21 protein-coding genes and 1 pseudogene are annotated in these 24,599 nt (G+C 60.7%); 9 read left to right on the top strand and 13 right to left on the bottom strand.

The genetic code is table 11. The features are described from left to right. Positions 1-46 precede the first annotated feature (46 nt). Positions 47-1,693, top strand: coding sequence for a chaperonin GroEL (gene groL, locus WH299_RS11405; protein WP_122728640.1), 1,647 nt, complete (start codon positions 47-49; stop codon positions 1,691-1,693). A gap of 73 nt (positions 1,694-1,766) precedes the next feature. Here groL and WH299_RS11400 read toward each other — a convergent pair whose 3' ends face one another. From WH299_RS11400 to WH299_RS11390, 3 genes are all read right to left on the bottom strand, one after another. After that, complete coding sequence (locus tag WH299_RS11400) at positions 1,767-2,009, bottom strand: hypothetical protein (protein ID WP_164393815.1); 243 nt, start codon at positions 2,007-2,009, stop codon at positions 1,767-1,769. 119 nt (positions 2,010-2,128) lie between these two features. Then, positions 2,129-3,427 carry a sensor histidine kinase gene (locus WH299_RS11395; protein WP_126570695.1) on the bottom strand — a complete coding sequence of 433 codons (1,299 nt, stop codon included), beginning with the start codon at positions 3,425-3,427 and terminating at the stop codon, positions 2,129-2,131. Then, on the bottom strand, positions 3,417-4,115 hold the full coding sequence (locus WH299_RS11390; protein WP_123478488.1) for a response regulator transcription factor: 699 nt from the start codon (positions 4,113-4,115) through the stop codon (positions 3,417-3,419). Before WH299_RS11390 ends, WH299_RS11395 begins: the two co-directional genes overlap by 11 nt. Positions 4,116-4,367: 252 nt before the next feature. Between WH299_RS11390 and colR the strand changes: the two genes are divergently transcribed. From colR to WH299_RS11365, 5 genes are all read left to right on the top strand, one after another. Next, positions 4,368-5,051 (top strand): two-component system response regulator ColR, encoded by a 684-nt coding sequence (colR, locus tag WH299_RS11385; RefSeq protein ID WP_016975511.1) that lies wholly within the window; start codon positions 4,368-4,370, stop codon positions 5,049-5,051. After that, positions 5,041-6,315, top strand: a complete 1,275-nt coding sequence (locus tag WH299_RS11380) for a sensor histidine kinase (RefSeq protein ID WP_122728634.1) — start codon at positions 5,041-5,043, stop codon at positions 6,313-6,315. The genes colR and WH299_RS11380 overlap by 11 nt, the downstream gene beginning before the upstream one ends. Positions 6,316-6,509: 194 nt before the next feature. Continuing rightward, positions 6,510-7,190 carry a class I SAM-dependent methyltransferase gene (locus WH299_RS11375; protein WP_028617791.1) on the top strand — a complete coding sequence of 227 codons (681 nt, stop codon included), beginning with the start codon at positions 6,510-6,512 and terminating at the stop codon, positions 7,188-7,190. Positions 7,191-7,194: 4 nt separating this feature from the next. Beyond that, entirely contained in the window at positions 7,195-7,914 is a 720-nt protein-coding gene (locus WH299_RS11370; protein WP_028617790.1) for a lipopolysaccharide kinase InaA family protein, read from the top strand. Then, on the top strand, positions 7,911-8,138 hold the full coding sequence (locus WH299_RS11365; protein WP_028617789.1) for a hypothetical protein: 228 nt from the start codon (positions 7,911-7,913) through the stop codon (positions 8,136-8,138). Before WH299_RS11370 ends, WH299_RS11365 begins: the two co-directional genes overlap by 4 nt. A 99-nt stretch (positions 8,139-8,237) precedes the next feature. On the opposite strand, the gene WH299_RS11360 is transcribed toward WH299_RS11365, so the two are convergent. Genes WH299_RS11360 through WH299_RS11350 form a run of 3 tightly spaced genes read right to left on the bottom strand, consistent with a single transcriptional unit; the run spans position 8,238 to position 11,861 of the window. Next, positions 8,238-9,335, bottom strand: a complete 1,098-nt coding sequence (locus WH299_RS11360; RefSeq protein WP_339550329.1) for a DUF1513 domain-containing protein — start codon at positions 9,333-9,335, stop codon at positions 8,238-8,240. A 2-nt stretch (positions 9,336-9,337) separates the two neighbouring features. Continuing rightward, a complete protein-coding gene (locus WH299_RS11355; protein WP_016975505.1) occupies positions 9,338-10,402 on the bottom strand; it encodes an imelysin family protein in 1,065 nt (354 codons plus the stop codon). A 31-nt stretch (positions 10,403-10,433) separates the two neighbouring features. Beyond that, positions 10,434-11,861, bottom strand: a complete 1,428-nt coding sequence (locus WH299_RS11350) for a di-heme oxidoreductase family protein (RefSeq protein ID WP_339550310.1) — start codon at positions 11,859-11,861, stop codon at positions 10,434-10,436. Positions 11,862-12,000: 139 nt separating this feature from the next. On the opposite strand from WH299_RS11350, the gene WH299_RS11345 reads away from it, so the two are divergent. Next, positions 12,001-12,564 (top strand): NAD(P)H nitroreductase, encoded by a 564-nt coding sequence (locus WH299_RS11345; RefSeq protein ID WP_126570693.1) that lies wholly within the window; start codon positions 12,001-12,003, stop codon positions 12,562-12,564. Here the strand turns inward: WH299_RS11345 and WH299_RS11340 are convergent. From WH299_RS11340 to gap, 7 genes and pseudogenes are all read right to left on the bottom strand, one after another. Then, positions 12,561-14,699 carry a methyl-accepting chemotaxis protein gene (locus WH299_RS11340; protein ID WP_122728626.1) on the bottom strand — a complete coding sequence of 713 codons (2,139 nt, stop codon included), beginning with the start codon at positions 14,697-14,699 and terminating at the stop codon, positions 12,561-12,563. The genes WH299_RS11345 and WH299_RS11340 overlap by 4 nt on opposite strands. 139 nt (positions 14,700-14,838) lie before the next feature. Further along, a complete protein-coding gene (locus tag WH299_RS11335; RefSeq protein WP_122728624.1) occupies positions 14,839-15,240 on the bottom strand; it encodes a YbaN family protein in 402 nt (133 codons plus the stop codon). A 168-nt stretch (positions 15,241-15,408) separates the two neighbouring features. After that, a complete protein-coding gene (locus tag WH299_RS11330) occupies positions 15,409-16,017 on the bottom strand; it encodes a biliverdin-producing heme oxygenase (protein ID WP_123478493.1) in 609 nt (202 codons plus the stop codon). A gap of 133 nt (positions 16,018-16,150) precedes the next feature. Further along, positions 16,151-18,715 (bottom strand): annotated as a pseudogene (locus WH299_RS11325) (TonB-dependent receptor). A 115-nt stretch (positions 18,716-18,830) separates the two neighbouring features. After that, entirely contained in the window at positions 18,831-19,799 is a 969-nt protein-coding gene (locus WH299_RS11320) for a FecR family protein (protein ID WP_339550309.1), read from the bottom strand. Between the two features lie 74 nt (positions 19,800-19,873). Then, positions 19,874-20,392, bottom strand: a complete 519-nt coding sequence (locus WH299_RS11315) for an RNA polymerase sigma factor (RefSeq protein WP_122728616.1) — start codon at positions 20,390-20,392, stop codon at positions 19,874-19,876. A gap of 199 nt (positions 20,393-20,591) precedes the next feature. Then, entirely contained in the window at positions 20,592-21,593 is a 1,002-nt protein-coding gene (gene gap, locus WH299_RS11310) for a type I glyceraldehyde-3-phosphate dehydrogenase (RefSeq protein ID WP_339550307.1), read from the bottom strand. 221 nt (positions 21,594-21,814) lie between these two features. Between gap and edd the strand changes: the two genes are divergently transcribed. Together edd and WH299_RS11300 are read left to right on the top strand one after the other, a co-directional pair. Then, complete coding sequence (gene edd, locus WH299_RS11305) at positions 21,815-23,641, top strand: phosphogluconate dehydratase (RefSeq protein ID WP_028617778.1); 1,827 nt, start codon at positions 21,815-21,817, stop codon at positions 23,639-23,641. Next, a complete protein-coding gene (locus tag WH299_RS11300; protein ID WP_010208037.1) occupies positions 23,638-24,594 on the top strand; it encodes a glucokinase in 957 nt (318 codons plus the stop codon). The genes edd and WH299_RS11300 overlap by 4 nt, the downstream gene beginning before the upstream one ends. Positions 24,595-24,599: the final 5 nt, after the last annotated feature.

Here is a 24,599-nt window from a genome sequence, read left to right as displayed (position 1 = left end):
CCCGCTCATTTTCCCGTTACTCCAAAGTATTTAAGGATTATCGATCATGGCTGCTAAAGAAGTTAAATTCGGCGATTCCGCCCGCAAGAAAATGCTCACCGGTGTCAACATCCTGGCTGACGCAGTAAAAGCGACCCTGGGCCCGAAAGGCCGTAACGTGATCATCGAGAAGAGCTTCGGCGCTCCGACCATCACCAAGGACGGCGTTTCTGTAGCCAAAGAAATCGAACTGGAAGACCGTTTCGAAAACATGGGCGCGCAGCTGGTCAAAGACGTTGCCTCCCGTGCCAACGATGACGCAGGCGACGGCACCACCACCGCTACCGTCCTGGCTCAGGCCATCGTCAACGAGGGCTACAAAGCCGTCGCTGCCGGTATGAACCCAATGGACCTGAAGCGCGGTATCGACAAGGCGACTATCGCTATCGTTGCCGAGCTGAAAAACCTGTCCAAGCCATGCGCTGACACCAAGGCTATCGCTCAGGTAGGCACCATCTCCGCCAACTCCGACAGCTCCATCGGCGACATCATTGCCGAAGCCATGGAAAAAGTCGGCAAAGAAGGCGTGATCACCGTTGAAGAAGGCACTGGCCTGGAAAACGAATTGTCGGTTGTTGAAGGCATGCAGTTCGACCGTGGCTACCTGTCCCCGTACTTCGTCAACAAGCCAGAAACCATGGTTGCCGAGCTGGACAGCCCGCTGATCCTGCTGGTTGACAAAAAGATCTCCAACATCCGCGAAATGCTGCCAGTGCTGGAAGCCGTTGCCAAAGCCGGCCGCCCACTGCTGATCGTTTCCGAAGACGTTGAAGGCGAAGCCCTGGCGACTCTGGTTGTGAACAACATGCGTGGCATCGTTAAAGTCGCAGCCGTCAAGGCTCCAGGCTTCGGCGACCGTCGCAAGGCCATGCTGCAGGACATCGCCGTTCTGACCGGCGGTACCGTTATCTCCGAAGAGATCGGCCTGAGCCTGGAAAGCGCTACCCTGGAAAACCTGGGCAGTGCCAAGCGCGTGACCATCTCCAAAGAAAACACCATCATCGTTGACGGTGCTGGCGTTGAGCAGGATATCCAGGCTCGCATCACCCAGATCCGTGCCCAGGTCGCTGAGACTTCGTCCGACTACGACCGTGAAAAACTGCAAGAGCGTCTGGCCAAGCTGTCCGGCGGCGTTGCAGTGATCAAGGTAGGCGCCGGTTCCGAAGTTGAAATGAAAGAGAAGAAAGCCCGCGTTGAAGACGCCCTGCACGCAACCCGCGCAGCCGTTGAAGAAGGCGTGGTACCTGGCGGTGGCGTTGCGCTGATCCGTGCTCTGGAAGCCCTGGCCAACCTGACCGGCGACAACGCTGACCAGAACGTCGGTATTGCCGTACTGCGTCGCGCTGTTGAAGCACCACTGCGCCAGATCGCTGCCAACTCCGGCGACGAGCCAAGCGTTGTGGTCAACGAAGTCAAGAACGGCAAAGGTAACTACGGTTACAACGCTGCGACTGGCGTCTACGGCGACATGATCGAAATGGGCATCCTGGACCCTACCAAGGTGACTCGTTCCGCGCTGCAAGCAGCATCCTCCATCGGCGGCCTGATCCTGACCACCGAAGCTGCGATCGCTGATGCACCGAAGAAAGAAGGCTCGGCTGGCGGCGGTATGCCAGACATGGGCGGCATGGGTGGCATGGGCGGCATGATGTAAGCCAGCCTTACCCGGCTAATAAAAAACCCGCCTGCAGTGATGCAGGCGGGTTTTTTTATGGGCGACTGTTCGCTCAGCCGATCCCGCGTCGTCGCAATAGCTTCTTGAACGTCATCCCGCGGGCCAGGGTGGGTTGGCCGATAAAGAGCACGCGTGCAGCGGACCACGGTGCAGTCGCACTGTCGAGAGGCTCTTCGGTAGGCACATGTGCGGTTGTGCTGGGTATGGGCCGCCCCCAGTGGCAGGCCAGCAGTGAACTGGCGGCGATACACAGCGACAGCATCAACGTGGGCAAATGTTTCTTGGGGGGACGCATGAACGGGCTCTCCAACCGGATCCAAAGGACGGGACCCAGGGTGCAGGGGCTTTCCTGGATCAGGTGGCGAGATTACGGAGAATGCCAGCGGTGCACTGTCACAGGCTGTAACACGTTGGTTACTGGGGGCGTAGGGGCAGGATCAGGGTCAGACGTGCACCGCCCAGCGGGCTGCGCGCAACGGATAATTCACCGCGATGCCATTGGGTCGCGCGCTTGGCCAGTGCCAGGCCGAGGCCGAAGCCGCCGGGCTCATCGCCGCCCATGGCCAGGCGCACAAACGGTTCGAATACCTTTTCGCGGTTTTCGGCGAGGATGCCAGGGCCGTCGTCGTCCACATGTAGCACAAGATGGTGCTCATCTTCGCAGGCAGCGCTGACGCACACTTGGTCGCGGGCATAGGTAATGGCGTTGCTTAACAGGTTGCGCACGATCAAATGCAGCAAGGCGCGGTCGCCGATCAGTTGCAGATCCGCCGGTTCCGTCTCCAGGCTAAGGCGGCGATGGTGCCCGTCGAGCAAGGCGAACTCCTGATGCAGCCAATCACGGATTGGAATGGGTTCATGCTGCAGGTCGGTGGGCGCACCGCCCATCCGGGCAAAGGCCAGGCTGGCGCGGACCAGGGCTTCGAGTTCTTCCACATCGGTTTGCAAGCGTTCCTGCAGGCGCGTGCGCGTGAGGGGATCGTCGCTTTTGCTCAGCAGGGTCAAGGCGAAACGCATTCGTGCCAGAGGCGTGCGCAGTTCGTGGGAAACGGCTTGGGACACCTCCCGGTGACGCTCGCTCATGGCGGTAATGTCCTGCGCATGTTGTTGCACGGTTTGCAGCAACGGCGTCCATTCCTTGCCCATGGCCGGCAGCATGGCGTTGGGCGTGCGAGCCAGGGTGCCCAGGCAGGCATTGAGTGCTTCTACATCGGCGCTGCGCTGGCGGCGTGCGCGCAGACCCAGCCACATCCACAGCACCAGCGGCAGGCCGGCCACGCACGCGGTAATGCCATAGACCGGGAATTGCAGGAGGTCCTTGACCTCAGCCGTTCCCCACATCGGGCCGAACTGGATCAGGGTAGTGTCGTCGAGCGGAAAGTAAGTGATGTCTTCATCGCTGCTCTGCGCCGGTTGTTGGTGTTTGAGCATGATCAGGGCTTCGGGCGGCAGTTCGATCGCGTCCAGTTTGACCAGGCTGATCGGGTACTGGAAGCGCGCACGCAACGCGTCCATGCGCGCTTCACGCTGCTCGGCCGGCAAGGGCTTGAGCTGCTCCGCCACCAGGTAGCCGGGCCCGGCCATCAAGCGCAAAAAGCTGTACTCGCCGACAAACACCGAGGCATTCGCGCACAACCACAACAAATAAAAGGTCAACGCGCCCCAACTGGTGCCCGCCACGATTGCCATCCAGGGCCGCACCTTAGAGAGCATGTCGGGCGCCTTGTGGGATTTCGACAAACAGGTAGCCCTGGGCCGTGATGGTCTGGATGGTCACCGGGCAGCCCAGGCTCATCAGCTTCTTGCGCAGACGCGAGACGCGCATGTCCACCGAACGATTGAGGCCGTCGTATTCCAGGCCACGCAGGCTTTGCAGGAGTTGTTCCCGGGTCAGCAACACCCCGCAATGGCGGGCGAAGATCGTGAGTAAGTCGAACTCGGCCACCGAAAACTGCAAGGGCACCTCATCGAGCCAGGCGAAATGGTTGCTGAGGTCCAATCGAAACGTGCCCCACTGGTAATACGCACGCGGGGCTTGCGGATGGCGACGCAGCAACGAGCGGATCCGGGCCAGCAATAGCAACGGGTCGACCGGCTTGACCACATAGTCGTCCGCGCCGACGTTGAACCCGGTCAATTGCTCGGCGTTCTCGTCCAGCGCCGTCATCATCAGGATCAAGCCGGGGTAGTGGTCGCGGATCTGTCGGCACAGGGTAAAGCCGTCGATGCCCGGCAACATTACATCCAGGATCAGCAACGCCGGCTGTTCGTCGCGTATACGCTGGGCCGCGCGGTCGCCGCGATGTTCCACCGCGACGCTAAAACCTTCGGCGCGCAGAAACTCGGCGGTCAGGGCGGCCAGAGGGCGGTCATCTTCGATCAGCAGCAGCGTGTCGGACATGAAAGGGCGTCGTCGCCGGAGAATGGGCGCAAGTGTTACGCCCTTGAATAGGGGAGGCAAGGGCCGTTTGTTTGGCGGCCATTTTAGCGCTGGCCCTGTCATCGGTTTGTGAAGCTATAGTGAAAATCTCGTTCAACTAAAATATCGGTTGAAAAGCTTAATCGACGGGCCTCACAGGCCTATCCCTGAGCCACACTTGGCCTTAAGCTGCGCGAGCCAACACGGCCGTTACCGCGTACGGAGACACTGCCCATGCGAATTCTATTGGTTGAAGACAACCGCGATATTCTGGCCAACCTGGCCGATTACCTGGGGCTAAAAGGCTATACCGTGGACTGTGCGCAGGACGGTTTGTCGGGCCTGCACCTGGCCGCTACCGAGCATTACGACCTGATCGTGCTCGACATCATGTTGCCCGGCATCGATGGCTACACCCTGTGCAAACGCCTGCGCGAAGATGCGCGCCGCGATACGCCGGTGATCATGCTCACCGCCCGCGACCAATTGGATGACCGGCTGCAGGGCTTCAAGTCCGGCGCCGATGACTACCTGCTCAAGCCGTTTGCCCTGTCCGAACTGGCCGCGCGCATCGAAGCCGTATTGCGCCGCGCCCAGGGTGGCGGTCGTCGCGCCCTGCAAGTCGCCGACCTGCATTACGACCTCGATACCCTGGAGGTGACCCGTGAAGGCCGCCTGCTCAAGCTCAATCCGGTCGGCCTGAAGCTGCTGGCGGTGTTGATGCAGAAGAGCCCGCACGTGCTGCGCCGCGAAATCCTTGAAGAAGCGCTGTGGGGCGACGACTGCCCGGACAGCGACAGCCTGCGCAGCCATGTCCATCAATTGCGCCAAGTGATCGACAAGCCGTTCGCCAAGCCACTGCTGCAAACGGTGCACGGCGTAGGTTATCGCCTGGCTGAGGGTCGAGATGGAGTTTAAGCAAAGCCTTGCCCAACGGATCATCATTGCCTTTGCCTTGATGAGTGCGTTGGTGGCGGGAGCCTTCGCTATGGGCATTGTCGCGACAGTGCACCTGGTGGAAGAGAAGCTGATTTCGGCGGGCCTGGGCGGTGACCTGCAACGCTTGCTGCTGATGGACACGGTCGAAGACTGGCGGCACCGGCCCGAGCCGGATCAGCTGTTTTACTTCAGTGGCGGCCCTGGCGATTTTGAGTTGCCCAAGGATTTGCGCCACCTTGAACCCGGTTTCCATGAAGTGTTCCGCGAAGCGCTGTCGTACCACGCCATGGTCGAAGTGGTCGATGGCCGGCGCTACGTGCTGCTGCAGGATCAAAGCGATTTTGAAGAGCGCGAGCGCGTGCTGTTTGCCGTGGTGCTGGTGGGTTTCGTACTCAGCCTGGCGCTGGCGGTGTTCCTGGGTTGGGTGCTGGCGCGCAAAGTCATGGCGCCGGTTGTGCGGCTGGCCCGCCAGGTGCGCCACCGTGACCAACTGCTGGGCCTGGCACCGCCGCTGGCGCCGGACTACGCAGCGGATGAAGTGGGTGAGTTGGCCGTGGCCTTCGATGCCACGCTGGGGCGCCTGCGTCAGGCGCTGTCCCGTGAGCAGTTGTTTACCAGCGATGTGAGCCACGAATTGCGCACGCCGTTAATGGTATTGGCCAGCTCTTGCGAACTGCTGCTGGAAAACCCGGCCATTGACCAGCGGGGGCGTAACCAGGTGCTGCGTATCGCCCGGGCTTGCGAAGAGATGCGCGAACTGGTGCAGACCTTTCTGATGCTGGCCCGTGCCCAGCACGATGAATCGGCCATGTCGCAGCAGGTCAGCCTCGCGCAGGTGGCCGATGATCTGCTCGGCATCTGGCGCGAGCCCATCGAGCAAAAAGGCCTGGAGCTGATCTACAACCCAGGTAACCCTCTGGATACGCGCTATAACACCACCTTCCTGCACGCCGTCATGGGCAACCTTCTGCGCAACGCCCTGCATTACACCGAGCAAGGGTTTATCCGCCTGACCCTGGAACCCACGGGCTTTGTGGTGGAAGACAGCGGCGTCGGTATTCCCGAAGACAAACGTGAGGCGATGTTCGAGCCGTTTGTACGCGGCAGCGAGAAGCGTGGAGAAGGCCTGGGCCTGGGGCTGTCACTGGTCCAGCGTATCTGCGAGAACCAGGGCTGGACTGTGAGTCTCAGCACCATGGAGCCCAACGGCTGCCGCTTTCATGTGCAATTGAGTCAGGTCTAGGCCTGACTTCACCCTCTGCCGTTATCCTGCCAGAGATCCCGGTAAATCGGCGAAGATGGCCCCATGCTATTGCTTGTGTCTGTAAAGTCTTGAAATGTATGAGATTGGACAGGACAAGTTTTTCACAACGGGTTGACCTGTTGATCACAGTGCGCTGTTTACTTTTGTAGGCATCAGCAACTGGAGATCCCTTGATGTCTACCCCGATCAAACTCGAATTTTCCGAAAAGTACGACGACGAGCACGCGCAGAATTATTTGCTCAAACATCAGGACAATCTGGCCCGTCGACTGTCTCACAAACGCGACGAGCAACTGGCCCGTGGCGCTTTGGCGATGGCCGGCGAGCCGGGGCTGGTGTTGGATCTGCCGTGCGGTGCGGGGCGCTTCTGGCCATTGTTGGCGGAAAAACCCAATCGCGTGATTATCGGCGCGGACAACTCGGCCTCCATGTTGAAGGTCGCGACGGTCGCCCAGCCCGCTGACGTCGTGAAACGGGTACGACCTTTGCAGACTTCTGCCTTTGATATCGATCTACCGGATAACGCTGTCGACAGTATTTTCTGTATGCGCCTGATGCACCACATTGGTGATCCAGCGCATCGGTTGGCGATACTGCGGGAGTTTCAGCGTGTTACACGTGACAGCGTGATCCTTTCGCTGTGGGTGGACGGCAATTTCAAGGCCTGGAAGCGCAAGCGCACCGAACTGAAACGTCGCAAGAAGGGTGAGCAGGAAGGTTACCAAAACCGGTTTGTGTTACCGGCTGCTACTGTTGAAGCAGAATTCGAGGAAGCCGGTTTTCGTGTCCAGGAGTCCCTGGACTTCATACCGCTCTACGCCATGTGGCGAGTGTATGTATTGCGCAAGAGGTAACAGGATGGCAGTTGAGTGCATAGCAGGCAGTCATGTAGCTCCCGAAGAACGATTTGATTACTTCTGGCGCCAGCAGGGCGAATGGGTTGAAGAACCCAACCGTCGGCGAGGTGGAGAAAGCGGCGTGCAGCGCGTGATGAGCGCCAATGGACGTTTGCTTTACAGCAAGCGTCAGACCGGACATATCTACCGCAGTTGGTTACACCCGTTTGGCCGTCCCACCGTGTTGCGTGAGCGGGATGCGATCAAGGGCCTGCGCCTGTTGGATGTACGCGTGCCCGAAATGGTTTTTTGCGAGGCGCGCCGCGACCCTGAGCACCGCTGGCAGGCACTGCTGGTGACCGCAGCCCTCGACGGCTTCGACGAAATCGAAAACTGGTACGCCGCCGGTGGTCGTGAACAGTACGGCGAGTTGGTGCATGAGCGCGTGCTCAAGGAATTGGCCGGTACCCTGGCGCGTATGCACCGAGGGCGCTGGCAGCATGGTTGCCTGTATATCAAGCACATTTTTGTAAGGGTGACTGGCCAGGGCGACTCGGCCAACGTCGAAGTGGCGCTGCTGGATTTCGAGAAATGCCGCCAGCGCTTGACCGCTTATCGGGCCGCTTCCCATGACATGCTGCAACTGCGCCGCCATTCGTCGTGGAATGACGCGGACTGGAAGAAACTCAGCTACTTTTACGAGACGGCGTTTGGCAGCGCTATCAAGGGTTTAACCAGATGAAGCTAGAAATAGCACGAGGTTTGTTTTTGGTCGGGGCGCTGGGCGTTGCAGCCTTGGCGCTGGCGGCCTGGGAACAGCCTCGCACACAGGTGCTCAGTGCAACGCAGGGTGGCGCGCAATGCCTGTTGCCGCGCGTCGCCAAGGCGAGCACTGCGGCCAAGCCTGATCATGAGTTGTTGCTGTTCATGTTCGGCATGTCTCAAGGGATGAGGCCACAGAGTTGAAACGATTCAAACCCCCAGGAAAGGGCCTTGCGATGCGAGGCCCTTTTTTTTCCACCAAATTTTATCTGCTTTGGCCTGCGGTCTATAGACATAAACCCGTCAAATCAGATGCAGATGGTTATCCCAGAGCCCTGCCGGCAATTCCAACGGTTTTGCTACCAACGGTTTCTGGCGGCAATCGTAGAACCGGCAACGGCCTTGGCCGGAGGTCACGACAAAGCCATCCTCGACCGCGCCGACTCCAGCACAGTCGGGTAGCGGTCCATCCAGGCGCAACTCGCCACTGTCCATGTCCCAGATAAAGAAGCGGTTGCCCCGAGGAGCCGTCAACGCGACCAGGCGCAACTCGCTGTGTACCGCGACGCTGGCGGTGTAGTGCCCCATGGCCTGCAACTGCTCATTGGCCACCGGGAACGCCACGAATGGCTGGCCCGGCCGTTTGATTGCCAACAACTCGGAACGCTCCTGTGACGCCCCCATGAACTGCTGTCCGGTAAGGATAGTACCGTCGCTGGCGATCCCCATATGGCGCACGCTGTTCATCTGCTGGCCCAGGGTTTCCTTGCTGATCAGCGTGCCATCGCGGTGCATCAGCACCAGGCTTGGCTCCATGGCGTTGAGGTTCATTTCCACGCGGCTTTCGGCTTCGGTGCGAATGCCGCCGTTGGCGACCACCAGCGTCTCACCGTCGGGCATCCACGACACTTGGTGCGGGCCGATGCCGTGGGTGGAGATCTCGCCGGTATGCACCAGCCGCTCGCCTTCGAACCGGTACACGCCGAGCAGGCCACGGCCGGGGTCGGTCGTGTCGTTCTCGGTGGCGTACAGCCAGTCGCCGCTCTTGTGAATGACCGCGTGGCCATAGAAGTGGCGATTGGCCTTGGAGGTGATGGTTTGCAGCAGCGTGCCATCGCGCAGGTCGATCAGGTAACTCTCGGTGCCCGGGCGGCGGGCGACAAACAGCGCAATCGGCAGCGTAGGGTGGTTGATGATGTCGTGGCAGCGTTGGCCGACCTGGGTAGCAAACACTTGCTTGCCGTCCAGGCGATAGCCCACGGCGTAGTGCTTGCCGTCTGCATCATCCCGCGCCGACAGCAGCAGCGGGCCCTTGTCTTTCCCTTTGAACAGCGTCCAGCCGCCCAAAGTGAGTGCACTGAGCAGCACGCTGCCAACCGCCAAAGCCTGTCGCCTGAGCATCATCAGTCACCGTCGTTGGCGTTAAAGCCCAGTTGGATACCCAGCGCCTTGGCCAATTCGCCTTCGTGCAGGCGGTGGACGACGTTGAGGCTGTCGTAGATATCGTTGAGCTGCTGGCGCCCGGCGTCGTCGGCCAGCAGTTCATTGAGGGTGCGCTGGTTGCTGGCGAACAGTTTGAGGGACGCGGCATAGGCGGCGTCGATCTTGTCGGCCAGCGGCTTCTGTTCGGACGGCAGCAGGCCACGCAGGCCTTTGTTGTCGACGCCGACCCATACGGTCTGGGCGGCGGCGAGGCTGGCTTCGAGGCTTTGCAGGGACGACTGGCTGCGCCATGCATCGGCTTGGAATGGCTGCGGGATGCCCTTGGTCTGGCGGCCCATCGGCGTGCCAAGTTTTTTCTTCAGGGTGTCCAGTGCGGTCACTTGGACGCGCAGCAGATCGGCAATGGCTTCGTGGGAATCGGCGTAACGCTGGTTCGGAAACTTGGTCATCTGCGCCAGCATGCCGTCGGTGCTGTTCCAGCTGGCCAGGATTTCTTCGGCCAGGGCCTTCTGACGGTCGCCGATGGCCACCAGCAGCGGGCAGTAACGGGCCTTTTGTGCGTCGTCGGCAATATCGGTCTTGGCGTCATAGAGGATGTATTCGTAGGCCGACAGGCCTTGCACCACCACGCTGGACTTGGCCAGGGCGGCGCCATCGATCTGCGGCTGGCTGGCGACCAACTGCTCGACCTGGCGGCCGACCAGGTTCTTCTTGTCTGGCCAGAACTGCACCTGCCACGAACGGTTGCCTTCGGCCAGCGGGCCGATCAACAGCGGTTGCAGCTCGGCCCAGGCCTTTTGCGCATGCAGGAAGTCGGCACGGGCAGTGTCCAGGCTCTCTTTGCCTTGGCAGTAGGCCAGGGCGCTGACGGCCAGTTGGCGGTCGGCTTCGACCCAACGGCTGTAGGTCGGCAGGATCACTTGCTTGGCAATGGCCGCCGAGGTCACCGCTTGCGGGTCTTGCGGCGAGCAGGCGCCGAGGGCGAGGGCGGCCAGGCTGGTGAACAACAACTTGGGACGGAACATGTCGAGCTCCCTTCTGTAATTGGGGCGAAGCTTATAAAGAATTCAGGAACGCCAGCAACGCAGCGCGCTGCTCGGCATTAAAGGACAACACATGCTGCTGCGCCGCTTGTGCTTCACCGCCGTGCCACAGCACGGCCTCCAGCGGGTTGCGGGCGCGGCCGTCATGCAAGAACTGGGTGTGGCCACTCACGGTTTGTGTCAGGCCGATGCCCCACAACGGCGGCGTGCGCCAATCGCGGCCACCGGCTTTGAATTCGCTACGGTTGTCGGCCAGGCCTTCGCCCATGTCGTGCAACAGCAGATCGCTGTACGGACGAATCACTTGGTTGGCCAGCTCAGGTTCAGCGGCATTGGCCGCCGTGGTGAACACGGGTTTGTGGCAACCCTGGCAACCGGCCTGGTAGAACAGGTTTTTGCCGGCCAGCACCTGCGGCGTGTTGACGCCACGGCGCGCCGGTACGGCGAGGTTACGGGTATAGAACAGCACCAGGCGCAGGATGTTGTCGCTGACTTCCGGCTCGCCATCGGGGCCATTGCCGTTGGGGGCCTGTTTGCAGGCGACTTGGGCATCGGTGCAGTCATCGAAGGGTCTCAACGAGGTGGTGAGGCCCATATCACCAGAAAACGCGTGAACATTTTGTTGATTGAGGTTGGGTTGCCCGGCTTTCCAGCCAAATCGCCCGAGCACGGTTTTTTGCTGGGCGTCGTCCCAGACCCAATTGGCGCGGCCGACGATGGCTTCTTTGTCGGCGGTCTTCGGGTCGGTGTTGCGCAGGATATCGGCGTCGCTGATGGCTTCGAGCAGGCCCAGACCGATCATGGGCGGGGCGATGCGTGCGGAAAAACGCGTATCCGGATGCATCGGGCCGTAGCCGAGCTGGGTGATTTGCAGGTCCGGCTTGCGCAACTCGACCACCGTGCCGTCCTTGAACGTCACGTTGACCGGTGTGTAGTCGACTCGCACCTTGCCTTCAGGCAGCACGCCCGGCACGGCCATGTCCTGCAGTTGCCCGCCGTAGACCGGCTCGGGCACCACGCCGACCTGTTCGATGAGCTTGGCATACGGCGCTGCATCCGGAATCGACAGGCGTACCAGCATCGACACCGCATTGGGGGCGTCGGGCAATGGCGGATGTCCACGTCCGTCTTTTATATGGCAGTTCTGGCACGCATTGGTATTGAACAGTGGGCCCAAGCCATCACGCGCGGTGGTAGTGGACGGCGCGATCACCCAGGGGCTGCGAAAGAAGCTGTTGCCCACGCTGAAGTCCAAGCGGCGGGTGGGCGACAGGTTGGCCGACGGCAGGGAAAATGCATTCTGGTCGCGCTTGTTCACCGTCGCAGCGCCGCCCGCCCGTGATTCACCCGGCTCGGCCTTGGTAAACCTGGGCGCGTCATCGCAGGCGCTCAGGCTCAAGGCCAGCACGGCTGCGGACAGGCGAAAAAGCGAACGGAACATCGAGTTTCCCGGACGAAGACGAAAAATAAGGTCGCAAAGTCTAACAGGGCGGGGCGCAATGAATAAGAGCAATTATCGTTTGGTCGAACCCGATTCATTCCCGCTAGAATGGCCGCACATTTTTCTCTGGAGGTGGCCAATGCAGGCTCTCGACGCTTTGCTCAACCGTGTTTCCGTGCCGCGTCTGCTGGAACCGGCGCCGACCCAGGAGCAGCGCGACGTGCTGTTCGCCGCCGCCCTGCGCGCGCCTGACCACGGCCAACTGCGCCCGTGGCGCTTCCTCACCGTAGAAGGTGCCGCCCGTGAACAGATGGGCACGTTGCTGGCTGAAGCTGCACGCCTGCAAGACGCCGATGCGCCGCAAGCCGCCATCGACAAGGCCCAGAACGGCCCGTTGCGTGCGCCGTTGGTGGTGGTGGTGATTGCCCGTTTGCAGGAACATTTCAAGGTGCCGAAATCCGAACAATTGCTGGCAGCCGCCTGTGCGGCCCACGGCATCCTGCTGGCGGCGTATGCCCAGGGGATTGGCGCCGTGTGGCGCACGGGTGAACTGTCCTACTCGGCCCACGTTGCCAAAGGCCTGGGCCTTACGGCCGATGAGGAAGTGATTGGCTTCCTCTACCTGGGCACGCCGCAAAACCCGCCGCGTACAGCGCCCAAGGAAGATGTAGCGGCGTTTGTCAGTGCCTGGAATGGCGTTTAAACCCTGAACTGATCCATCAACTTCATCTGCTGGCTGGCCAACGCATTGAGTTGGCTGCTGATGGCCGCCGACTCGGTGGCCTGGCCGGTGAGGGTTTCGGTCACGGTACGGATCGCCGAGACGTTGCGGTTGACCTCTTCGGCCACGGCGCTCTGTTGTTCGGCGGCGCTGGCGATTTGCAGGTTCATGTCGCTGATCACGGTCACCGCATCGCTGATCTTGCCCAAGGCCTGCACCGCTTGATGGATCTGCCCGGCATTGCTCTGGGCTTGGCTCTGGCTTGAATGCATAGTGGCCACCACGCCACGGGTGCCGCTCTGGATGCGTTCGATCACCAGGCGGATTTCCTCCACGGAGTCCTGGGTGCGCTTGGCCAGGTTGCGCACTTCGTCGGCCACCACCGCAAAGCCACGGCCGCTTTCCCCGGCGCGTGCCGCTTCGATGGCGGCGTTCAGCGCCAGCAGGTTGGTCTGCTCGGCGATGCTGCGGATCACTTCCAGCACCGAACCGATCTGCTCGCTGTTGACCGCCAAGGCTTCGACTTCGCCCACGGCCTTGCTGACTTCTTCAGCCAGGGTGGTGATGTCGCGAGTGCTCTGCTCGATGATCGACATGCCTTCGCGCGCCGACTGATCAGCCCCGCGTGCCGCGCTGGCGGCATTGGAGGCGCTGTTGGCGACGTCATGAGCGGTGGCGCTCATCTCGTTGGACGCGGTAGCCACCTGGTCGATTTCGCGGAACTGCACTTGCATGCCTTCGCTGGTCTGGCGCGCGATGGCCGATGACTGATCGGCGGTGCCACGGGCTTCGGTGATGCTTTGTTTGATCTGGGCAATGGTCGGTTGCAGCTTGTCGAGGAAGCGGTTGAACCAGTTGACCAGTTCACCCAACTCGTCCTTCTTGGCGTAAGCCAAGCGTTGAGTCAGGTCGCCGTCGCCGCTGGCGATGTCCTTGAGCATGGCGGCCACGCTGTTGATTGGGCGGGTTACGCCGGTGGCGGTCAGCCAGATCAGCAGTAAGCCCAGCAGGCCGGCGGCGGCACCCACCAGCAGGGCTTTGATGGTACCGCTGGCCTGGGCTTGATCAAGCACGTCTTGGAGTTTCACCGAGTCGGCCAACATTACCTGTTTTTGCAGTTTGATCACTACGCCCCAAGCTTTTGCATCGGCGATGGGGCTGACTGAGTAAACCGCACGAATCGTATCGCCTTGTTCACGGTTGACGTGGCTGTCACTGGCCAGCAACTGCACGATCTCCTTGCCTTCGGCGCCGATAATGTCGATCAGGTTTTTGCCGACCTTGTCCGGTTGGCCGCTAGACGCCGCGATCAGGCCGGTGCTGGACAGGATCTCCAGATGCGCCGCGCCGTCGAAGAGTTCTTTTTGCGCCGCGTCCGTCACTGCTTGCAGGGTGTTGAGGGCGATGTCGACACCGACCACGCCGATGACTTTGCCGTCCACGATCAGCGGCAAGGCAATGGTGGTCATCAGCATCTGCTTGCCGGCCACTTCATCGGCGTAGGGGTCGAGCAGGCACACTCTGCGCGTATCACGTGGGCAGGTGTACCAGATGTTGTAGGGCGTGCCGCTGAGGTTGGGGGTGGTCTTGGTCAGGTCTTCTTCAACCATGATGGTGTTCAGCCCTTCACCGCCGGCGCGGCTCCAGTAGCTGGAGAAACGGCCTTTTTCGTTGGACACGCGGGCCTTGTCGCCGATGAATTCGCTGTCCTTGCCATCCAGTCCATTGGGTTCGAATGAGAGCCAGATACCCAGCACTTTGCTGTTGCGCTCGAAGGTGGTCTTGAGGCTCTGGTTGAGTTCTTCCCGCAACGCGCCAGGCTCCAGCGAACGCTTGGCCGCCAGGGCGCGCAAGTCCTTGACCTGGTCGGCGAGGGCGGTCACCACCAGCAGGTTTTCGCCAAAGGTTTTCTGCAATTGCACGGCCTGTTCGGCGGCTTTGGATTGCAGCAGGTTTTGCACACTGTTGGTGAGCATTCGCGAGCTTGAATCGCTGATCAGCTGATCGTTCTGATTGGTTTCGTAGAGGTTGATGCTGATGATCAGTGCGATGACCCCCAAGAGGCAAAGGCCTGATAGCAGCACGATTTTCAAGCGAATGGAGAGGGTGTCGAACATAGGTTCACTCACGAATGGACTTGTTGGAAGGCACGCAGTGCAGGCCAAGTCCATTCAGCGCTATGTCTGAAACATCGGCGTCATGATTCAATTCATGAGAGAGAGGCGATGAGCGGTAGAAAAAACCCTACACGCTACGTTATACGGGCGCTACAAGCCGCTCCGGACGTGACCAGATCCACAGATTGCCCAGGCTCATCCCGGCAATCGCCAGGTAGATCGGCCAGCCGTGGTCGAGCATCACCAGCATCAACATGGCGCACAGCAGCATGCTCACTGTGGCGCTGACTTTGGCACGACGGGCGATGATCTTGCCGTTGCGCCAATTGAACAGGATCGGCCCGAACAGCCGGTGGTTTTCCAGCCAGGCGCTGAGGCGCGGTGAACTTTTGGTGGCGGCCCAGGCGGCGAGCAGGATGAATTCGGTGGTGGGCAACCCCGGCACGACAATCGCTATCAACCCTATGCCCAGGCTGACGTAGGCCAGCAGGCCGAAGAGGATCCGGGCGATTTTCGAGGTGGATTGGGTTTTGCCGGTCATGGTGAAGCTTATCTGGTAGGGAAAATGCGGATTATCTGAGCTGAAATGCGATCAAGTGTGGGAGCTGGCTTGCCTGCGATAGCAGTGTGTCAGTCACTGCATCTATACCTGACGCACCGCTATCGCAGGCAAGCCAGCTCCCACATTGATCCGGTTTCGACCGGTACATTACGCCAGTTCAGGGGCGCTAGCGTACGCCTGTTCCAGCAGCACGGTGAAGCGCACAAACGCGTCGATCGCGCCTTTTTCCACCGCGGCTTCTTCTTCGGCGCTGAATTCCAGGGCATCGAGCGTACGGGTGAAGCTTTTCCACCCTTCAGCACGGCCACCGGCCGGCTCACCCAGGTGACGGGCACCGAAGGTTTCGCTCAGGCCCAGGCCCACGGCGCGCTTGATCAGGAACGCAGCGCCCAGTTTGGAGCCTTCGGACACGAACAGCCAGCCCAAGGCTTCGGCCTTGCTCGGATTCTTCACGGCACCGGCGACCGGTGCAGGCACTTCGGTGTCGAGGTCACCCAGGTCCAGCTTGGCGGCTTCGGCGCGGCAACGTGCGGCCAGGTCCGGCACGATCTTGATCAATTCGGCATCGTTGTACAGCGCTACCAGCTCCGACTGGAACAGGTATTGCGCGACCACGAAACGCGCGAAATTGGCCTGGGTTTCGAACGGCGCGTGGGCTTTGACCAGGGCGTCGAGCTTGGTATGCGGCTCGTTGGTGATCTGGTTCAGGCGCTGGGAGCGCAGGCTTGGGCGTTCTGCGGTAGGAGAAGCGGTCATGAAAAAGTCCTTGAGAAGGGGAGCGCCTGGGTGCCCTAAAGAGAGCTGTTATCAACTAGACGAACAAGAAGACGCGGCACAGTAAAAAATCCTCACCTCGTCGATGAAATTTCGACGAGGTGAGAGGGGCGGTTTAAATGTCCCAGATCACGTTGATCGCAAAGTTGCGACCTGGCTGGGTCAGGCGGTCGAGGTTGGCCGGGGAGGTCACGCCGGCTTCGCCGACGCCGTCGTAGCTGCGTACGTCGTCCCAGTTCCAGTATTTCTTGTCGGTGAGGTTGTAGAGGCCGCCATTGATGGTCACGTCGTTGGTGACTTTGTAGAAACCGGTCAGGTCGACGATGCCAAAGCCTGGGGTCTTGAAGGGGCCAGTGGTGCTGCCGTCAGGCGCGTGAAAAGTGGTGCTGTCGACGCGGTTCTGCTTTTTCACCAGTGTCCAGCTCAAAAGGCCGCCGTAGTTGTCCTGGTCGTAGCCCAAACCGAATACGCCCTTGAGCGGGTTGACGCTGTTGAGCGCCTCGCCATTATCATCGTTGCGGCCATAGGTGTAGCCAACCGAACCCTGGGTGTACAGGCCTTGCGGTGCGCCGAATGCATCGAGGTTCAGGCGCCCTTTGGCTTCGATCCCCTTGATGGTGGCGTGCTTGATGTTGTTGGCTTCGAATTGCTGTGAGGTACTACCGGCGACGGAGGCGTCCTCGTCGATGAAGTCGCGGTATTTGTTGTAGAACACGGCGATATCAAACGAACCGGAATCGAAATTGCCGCGAATCCCGGTTTCCACGCCCTTGCTGCTTTCGGGCTTGAGGTCGGGGTTGGGCTCGACGGTGTAGCCCTGCTGCAGGTTTTCAAAGCGGCCGTACAAGGCTTTGGCAGACGGGGTGCGGAAGCCTTCAGCGTATTGACCAAACCAGGTGTAGTGATCCGTCAGTGCATAGGTCAGACCGAATTTGGGCGTCACACGGTGCCAGGTTTTTTCCTTGTCACTGTGGGCGTAGATCCGCGTCGGGTCGACAGTGTTGAGGAACTCTTCAGTCAACTTGGGTTTGAGTTGGGTGTAGTCGTAACGCACGGCGGGCAGGAAGGTCCATTTGTCCCAAGTGATCTGGTCCTGTGCGAACAACGAGTAGGTGTTGATGGTCGGGTCCGGGAAGTCACTGGCCTTCTTTACGCTGTCGCTGGCAATCGGACTGGGCGCGCCGATGGCCGTGCAACCGCCGCCAACAGCCAGGCAACTGGCTGCGCCTTCTCGGGAGCCGGTGACTTTCTGTTGCTTGAGGGTGGTGCCATAGGTCAGTTGGTGATCGGTTTCACCCAGGCTGAAGGCCTTGTCCAACTGGGCGTCGAACACCCACTGCTTTTCTTCGTAAAGGGTTTCGCGGGTGCGCAAGACACGGCGCGACGGCTGGTAGATTTCGGCGGTGGTCTGGTCGGTCTTGGCGATCTGGTAGTTGAGGCTGGTCTTGATCTGATCGGCAATCGGCGAGTCCAGGGCAAAGCGGTTTTCGATACCAAAACGCTCGCGGGTGATGGTGTCGTTGCCCGACCGCGCACGGTAGAAGTTGAAGCCGCGCCCGCCGGTGAATGGGCCGCCCACGGCATTTTTAAGGTTGACGTCGCGATCGTCCTTGAACTTCTCGTAAGTCAGGCCAAGTCGGTTGTCATCGCCATAATTCCAACCCAGTTTGGCCAGCACATTGGTTGTGCGCGCATCCTCGGGGTTGGCACCGGTACGCGCCAGCCCCGTGGCGTTGTTGCCATCATAGGATTCCATCTCATGGCCGTTGCGCTGGCTCAGGTGCAGCAAGCCGTCGAAGTCTTGCACGCGTCCGGCGACGGTGCCGGAGGTCAGCCAGCTTTCATCGGCGGAGCTGTAGCCGGTCTTGAGGCGGGCGCCGACGTCCTTGCCGGGTTTGATGATGTCGTCCGGGTCGAGGGTGAAGTAACTCACCGCACCGCCGATGGCGCTGCTGCCGTACAGGGCCGAGGCCGGGCCGCGCAGAATCTCGACGCGCTTGACGATTTCCGGGTCGACGTAGTTGCGACGGGTCTTGGCGTAAGGGCCGTTGAAGAAGTTGTCCGGCACTTCCACACCATCCACTTGGGTGAGGATGCGGTCGCCGTCGATGCCACGAATGTTGTAGCCCGAATTGCTCGAGCGGCCACCGGCACCGCCTACCGAAACGTTGGGCTCATAACGCACCAGTTCACGGATGGTATTCACGTTCTGGCGGTCCAGCTCTTCGCGATCATGCACGCTGACGGTGCTCGGTACGCTGCTCACGCCCTGCTCATTGCGGGTGGCGCTGATGGTCACCTGTTACAGGTTGAGGGTGCTCCCCGCTGCGCGCTTTTCCAAGACGATGTTGTTGCTGCCCAGTTTGCGATAGCTCAGGTTGGTCCCCACCAACAGCCGGTCCAAAGCTTTTTCCGGCGACAACGGGCCGCGTACGCCTGGGGACGACACACCCTGGCCCAACTCAGCGGGCAGGCCGACTTGCCAACCGGTCACAGCGGTAAAGGCGTTGAGGGCCGAGACCAGCGATTGTTGCTCGATGCTGAAGTTGTAGTTGCCGTGGCTGCGTGCAGCAGGTTCGGCGGCGGTGGCCGTCATCACCGGCGCACCGGCCAGCAGGATGGCCGCGGTCAGCAAGGACAGGACGGGCGAAGAGGACCGGCGGTTGAAACGAGAGGACATCGAGAGCGCTCCGGGGTACGAATCTTATAGTTGCGAACTGAGACAAATAGGAATCAGTTGCATTGGCTAAGACGAGACGTACCATCCTCCGCTATCGAGTAAAAATAATTCTCATTTAGTTCAAGATCACCAGCGCCGGGTATTCCGACAGCTTGGCCGAAGTGATGTGGGCCAGGGAGCGCACCACGTCCAGGGGCTGGTCGAGGCGGTAATTGCCGGTGACGGCGACGCTGGCCAGTTGATCATTGGTGTTGACGATCCAGCCGGGATAATAACGGCGCAGCTCGGCGAGCACTTCGCTCATCGGGCAGTTTTCGAAGATCAGCCGGCCTTGCACCCAGGCCAGATCCTTGTTGGCGTCCAGCTTGGCCGGCTGGCCAAAACCCTTGGGCCCGATGCGGATACTTTCCCCAGCGCGCAGGCGCACGCGGGCATCGTTGAAAGTGTTGCTCAGGTCGACATCGCCGCGTTGCACTTGCACTTGGGCTTCGCCATTCAGGTAACGCACGGCAAAAGCGGTGTCGCGCACGCTGGCGCGCACGGGGCCGGCGTCGATTTCCAGGGGCAGGCCGTGGCTGGGCACGACTTCGAAAAACGCCTCGCCCTGGTACAGGCGGGCGAGGCGCTGATGGTCCTTGATACTGCTGGAAAATGCCGAGTTGGTGTTCAGCAACACTTTGGAGCCGTCATCCAGTTGCAGGCGCTGGCGTTCGCCCACCACGGTGAGGTGGTCGGCTTGCAGACGCACCGGCAGGTTGCTGAAGCTGAACAGGCCGATCAGCAGCACAGCGGCGGTGGCCAGCGGTTTCCAATGCGGTTTGATGCGGCGCCAGGCGCTGGGCTTGCGCGGTACGGCCAGTGCGACGGCGGCACTCTGAACCGGCGCGCCCCCCCAGGCGGCCTGGGCCTTGGCGAAGGCGTGGACGTGGGCGGGATCGCTGGCCAGCCAGGCTTCGAATTCGGTCTGTTGCCCGGGTTGCGGGCACTGCAAGGCGATCAGCCAGTCAAGGGCTTGGTCCATGGCCGTGTCTTGCAACACCTCATGAGCCAGCTCTAGAGGGCGCAGTTTATTCGGGTCCGTCACGGTGTTCCTCGGGTCTTCGCCACGTTCTATTCAACTTTCTTGCAGCTGGGATCGACGCTTCTGTCGGGTGAAGCTTAAGGCCGATCCAGCCGTTCGGCCACACCTACGCAGATAGCCATAATCAATTTGAGTTCCTTTTGCACGGTGCTCAAGGACACTTCCAACTGATCGGCGATCTCCTGGTAACTGCAACCATGCAGGCGGCTGAGGATGAAGATCTGTTGTTGGCGGGCGCTCAACTGGCCGAGGCTGACGCTCAGGGCTTCGAGCATTTGCTCGGCCTGGGTGGCATCTTCGGGGGTACTGATGGGGGCGGCGACGCTTTGCAGGACATCCAGCGGAACATCTTCCTGCAGCGTGCGGGCCTGGATCTTGCGCGCACGCAGATGGTCCAGCGCCAGGTTGCGCGCCGTCTGAAAGACGAAGGGTTCAAGGTGATCGATCGGCCGCTCGCTCAGGGCCCGAGTGACGCGCAGGTAGGTTTCCTGCAACAGGTCCTCGGCGGTGCTGTGGTTATTCACCATCCGCTGCAAGGTGCGAAGCAGAATCACCCGTTGGGTGAGAAAGACATGGTTGAAGCGAGATTGGCTCACAGTGATACCAGACCGGTTTGCAGTTAATGATAATGCTTATCATCAACGCAAATGGCAAGTGGCTATTTTTCTCATGCTCTACACAAACCAATGTGGGAGGGGGCTTGCCCCCGATAGCGATGGGCCAGTCAACTTAAGTGTGACTGATCCACTGCCATCGGGGGCAAGCCCCCTCCCACAAAGTCCCGAGCAAACAAGATTATTCGGCGTTACATAGCGCCAGGCAGTTATCCAACATACGGTTGGAGAAGCCCCACTCGTTGTCATACCAAGCCAGCACTTTCAGCAACTTGCCGCTGACTTTGGTGTGATTGGCATCGAAGATCGACGACAACGGGTTGTGGTTGAAGTCGCTGGAAACCAGCGGCAGGGTGTTGTAACCCAGAATCTTCGAATGCTGGCTGGCATCCTTGAGCAGCGCGTTGACCTGTTCGGCAGTGGCTTCTTTCTTCAGTTGCACGGTGAGGTCCACCAGCGACACGTTGATCACCGGTACACGCACCGCCATGCCGGTCAGCTTGCCCGCCAGTTCCGGTAGCACCAGGCCGACGGCTTCAGCGGCGCCGGTTTTGCTCGGGATCATGTTCTGGGTGGCCGAACGCGCACGATACGGGTCGGTGTGGTAGACGTCGGTCAGGTTCTGGTCGTTGGTGTAGGCGTGAATCGTGGTCATCAGGCCGCTTTCGATGCCCAGCTCGCGGTGCAGCGCTTGAGCCACAGGCGCCAGGCAGTTGGTGGTGCACGAAGCGTTGGAGATGATCTGGTGGGATTGACGCAGAATGTCGTGGTTGACGCCATAGACCACGGTCGCGTCCGCGCCCTTGGCCGGTGCGGAAATGATCACCTTGCGCGCGCCGGCGGTAATATGGGCGGCAGCCTTATCACGGTCGGTGAACAGGCCGGTGCATTCGAACACCACGTCGATCTTGTGTGCAGCCCACGGCAGGTCGGCTGGGTTGCGAATGGCACTGACGGCAATCCGGTCACCGTTGACGGTCAGGCTTTCCTGATCGTGGGCGACCTCTGCTTCGAAAGTGCCATGCACGGTGTCGTATTTGAGCAGGTGGGCGTTGATCGAACTGTCGCCCAGATCGTTGATGGCGACGATCTGCAAATCCTGGCGGTAGCCTTGGGTATACAGTGCGCGCAGGACATTACGGCCGATACGGCCAAAACCATTGATTGCGATACGAAGAGTCATTGGAGAGTGCCTGTCGTCGATTTGTTGTAAGAATTACAAGATTATTCGCATAAAAATAGAAAACAAGCCTTTTTAGTGGCAATATTTTGTTCAATCTACAACGAGTGACCTGAATCAACTGGTCCGATGATCCAAACGACTCCCTGCCATCCCATGCGCTGCGGGCGTTTGATCAGCATAGACACTCAGGTCGCCACATCCGTTAGCCTGGAGTTCTACACATGCATCCCCGCGTTCTTGAGGTCACCGAACGGCTTATCGCCCGCAGCCGCGCCACCCGCGAGGCCTACCTTGCGCTCATTCGCGGTGCAGCCACCGACGGTCCGATGCGCGGCAAGCTGCAATGCGCCAACTTCGCCCACGGCGTGGCCGGTTGCGGCACTGAAGATAAAAATAGTCTGCGCATGATGAATGCCGCCAACGTGGCAATTGTTTCGTCATATAACGACATGCTCTCGGCGCACCAGCCGTACGAACATTTCCCTGAACAGATCAAGAAAGCCCTGCGCGAAGTCGGCTCGGTCGGCCAGTTCGCCGGCGGCACCCCCGCCATGTGTGACGGCGTGACCCAGGGCGAGCCTGGCATGGAGCTGAGCCTGCTCAGCCGTGAAGTCATTGCCATGTCCACGGCGGTAGCGCTGTCCCACAACATGTTCGATGCCGCGCTGATGTTGGGCATTTGCGACAAGATCGTCCCCGGCCTGATGATGGGCGCGCTGCGCTACGGCCACTTGCCGATGATATTCGTACCGGGCGGCCCGATGCCGTCGGGCATTTCCAACAAGCAGAAAGCCGACGTGCGCCAGCGCTACGCCGAAGGCAAGGCCACCCGCGAAGAGCTGCTGGAATCGGAGATGAAGTCCTACCACAGCCCTGGCACCTGCACCTTCTACGGCACCGCCAACACCAATCAGTTGCTGATGGAAGTGATGGGCCTGCACCTGCCGGGCGCCTCGTTCGTCAACCCGTACACGCCGCTGCGCGATGCGCTGACCCGCGAAGCCGCGCACCAGGTCACCCGCCTGACCAAGGCCAACGGCAGCTTCATGCCGATCGGCGAGATCGTCGACGAGAAATCCATCGTCAACTCCATCATCGCCCTCAACGCCACCGGTGGTTCGACCAACCACACCCTGCACATGCCGGCGATCGCCATGTCGGCGGGCATTATTCTCACCTGGGACGACATGGCTGACCTCTCCGAGGTGGTGCCGACCCTGTCCCACGTGTATCCAAACGGCAAGGCCGACATCAACCACTTCCAGGCGGCGGGCGGCATGTCGTTCCTGATCCGCGAGCTGCTCGAAGCCGGCCTGCTTCACGAGGACGTCAACACCGTGGCTGGCAAAGGCCTGAGCCGCTACACCCAGGAACCGTTCCTGGTCGACGGCGAGCTGATCTGGCGCGACGGCCCGATCGAAAGCCTCGACGAAAGCATCCTGCGTCCCGTGGCCCGTGCGTTCTCGCCGGAAGGTGGCTTGCGTGTGATGGAAGGCAACCTCGGTCGCGGCGTGATGAAAGTGTCTGCCGTGGCTCCGGAACATCAAATTGTTGAAGCGCCGGCGGTGGTGTTCCAGGACCAGCAAGACCTGGCCGACGCGTTCAAGGCCGGTCAGTTGGAAAAAGACTTCGTGGCCGTCATGCGCTTCCAGGGCCCGCGCTCCAATGGCATGCCCGAATTGCACAAGATGACGCCGTTCCTCGGCGTGTTGCAGGACCGTGGCTTCAAAGTCGCACTGGTAACAGACGGGCGTATGTCCGGCGCGTCGGGTAAGATCCCCGCCGCGATCCACGTCAACCCCGAAGCCCAGAGCGGCGGGCCACTGGCGCGGGTGCGCGATGGCGATATCATTCGCGTGGATGGCGTGAAGGGCACCTTGGAGCTTAAGGTGGACGCCGACGAATTCGCAGCGCGCGCGCCTGCCACGGGCCTGTTGGGCAATAACGTGGGGGCCGGTCGCGAGCTGTTTGCATTTATGCGCTTGGCCGCAAGCTCCGCAGAGCAGGGCGCCAGCGCCTTTACCTCTGCCTTGGAGACGCTTAAGTGAAGCTTGCGCTGGTCGGTGATATCGGGGGCACCAACGCCCGTTTTGCGTTGTGGCGCGATCAGGAACTGCATTCGATCCGCGTGCATGCCACGGCGGATCACTCCAGCCCTGAAGACGCGATCAAGGTTTACCTCAAGGAGGAAGGCCTGGAAATCGGCGACATCGGTGCGGTGTGCCTGTCGGTGGCCGGGCCGGTAAGCGGCGATGAATTTAAATTCACCAACAATCACTGGCGCCTGAGCAAGACTGCGTTTTGCAAGACGTTGCAGGTCGATGAACTGCTGCTGGTCAATGACTTCTCGGCCATGGCCTTGGGCATGACCCGCCTCAAGCCCGACGAATTCCGCGTGGTCTGCGAGGGTACGCCAGAGCCATTGCGCCCGGCGGTAGTGATTGGCCCTGGCACTGGCCTGGGTGTCGGGACGCTGCTGGACCTCGGCGCTGGCCGTTTTGCGGCGTTGCCTGGGGAGGGCGGGCATGTCGACCTGCCCCTCAGCAGCCCGCGTGAAACCCAGCTGTGGCAGCACATCTACACTGAGATCGGCCACGTCAGCGCCGAAACCGCCTTGAGCGGTGGCGGCTTGCCGCGTCTGTACCGTGCCATTTGCGCGGTCGACGGCCACACGCCGGTACTGGAAACCCCCGAGGCCATCACGGCCGCAGGCCTGGCCGGCGACCCAGTGGCGATGGAAGTATTGGACCAGTTCAGCATCTGGCTGGGCCGCGTTGCCGGCAACAATGTACTGACCACCGGTGGACGCGGTGGCGTGTACATCGTGGGCGGGGTGATACCGAGGTTTGCCGACTTCTTTATCAACAGCGGCTTTGCCAAGAGTTTCGCCGACAAAGGCTGCATGAGCGACTACTTCAAAGGCATTCCGGTGTGGTTGGTGACCGCGCCGTATTCCGGGTTGACCGGCGCGGGTGTGGCGCTTGAGCAGGCATTTGCATAGGCAGT

The organism is Pseudomonas sp. MYb541 (assembly GCF_037479595.1).
GTDB classification, from domain to species: domain Bacteria; phylum Pseudomonadota; class Gammaproteobacteria; order Pseudomonadales; family Pseudomonadaceae; genus Aquipseudomonas; species Aquipseudomonas canadensis.
Note: the sequence above shows the minus strand (reverse complement) of the source record. Positions and strands in the feature narration are given on the sequence as shown.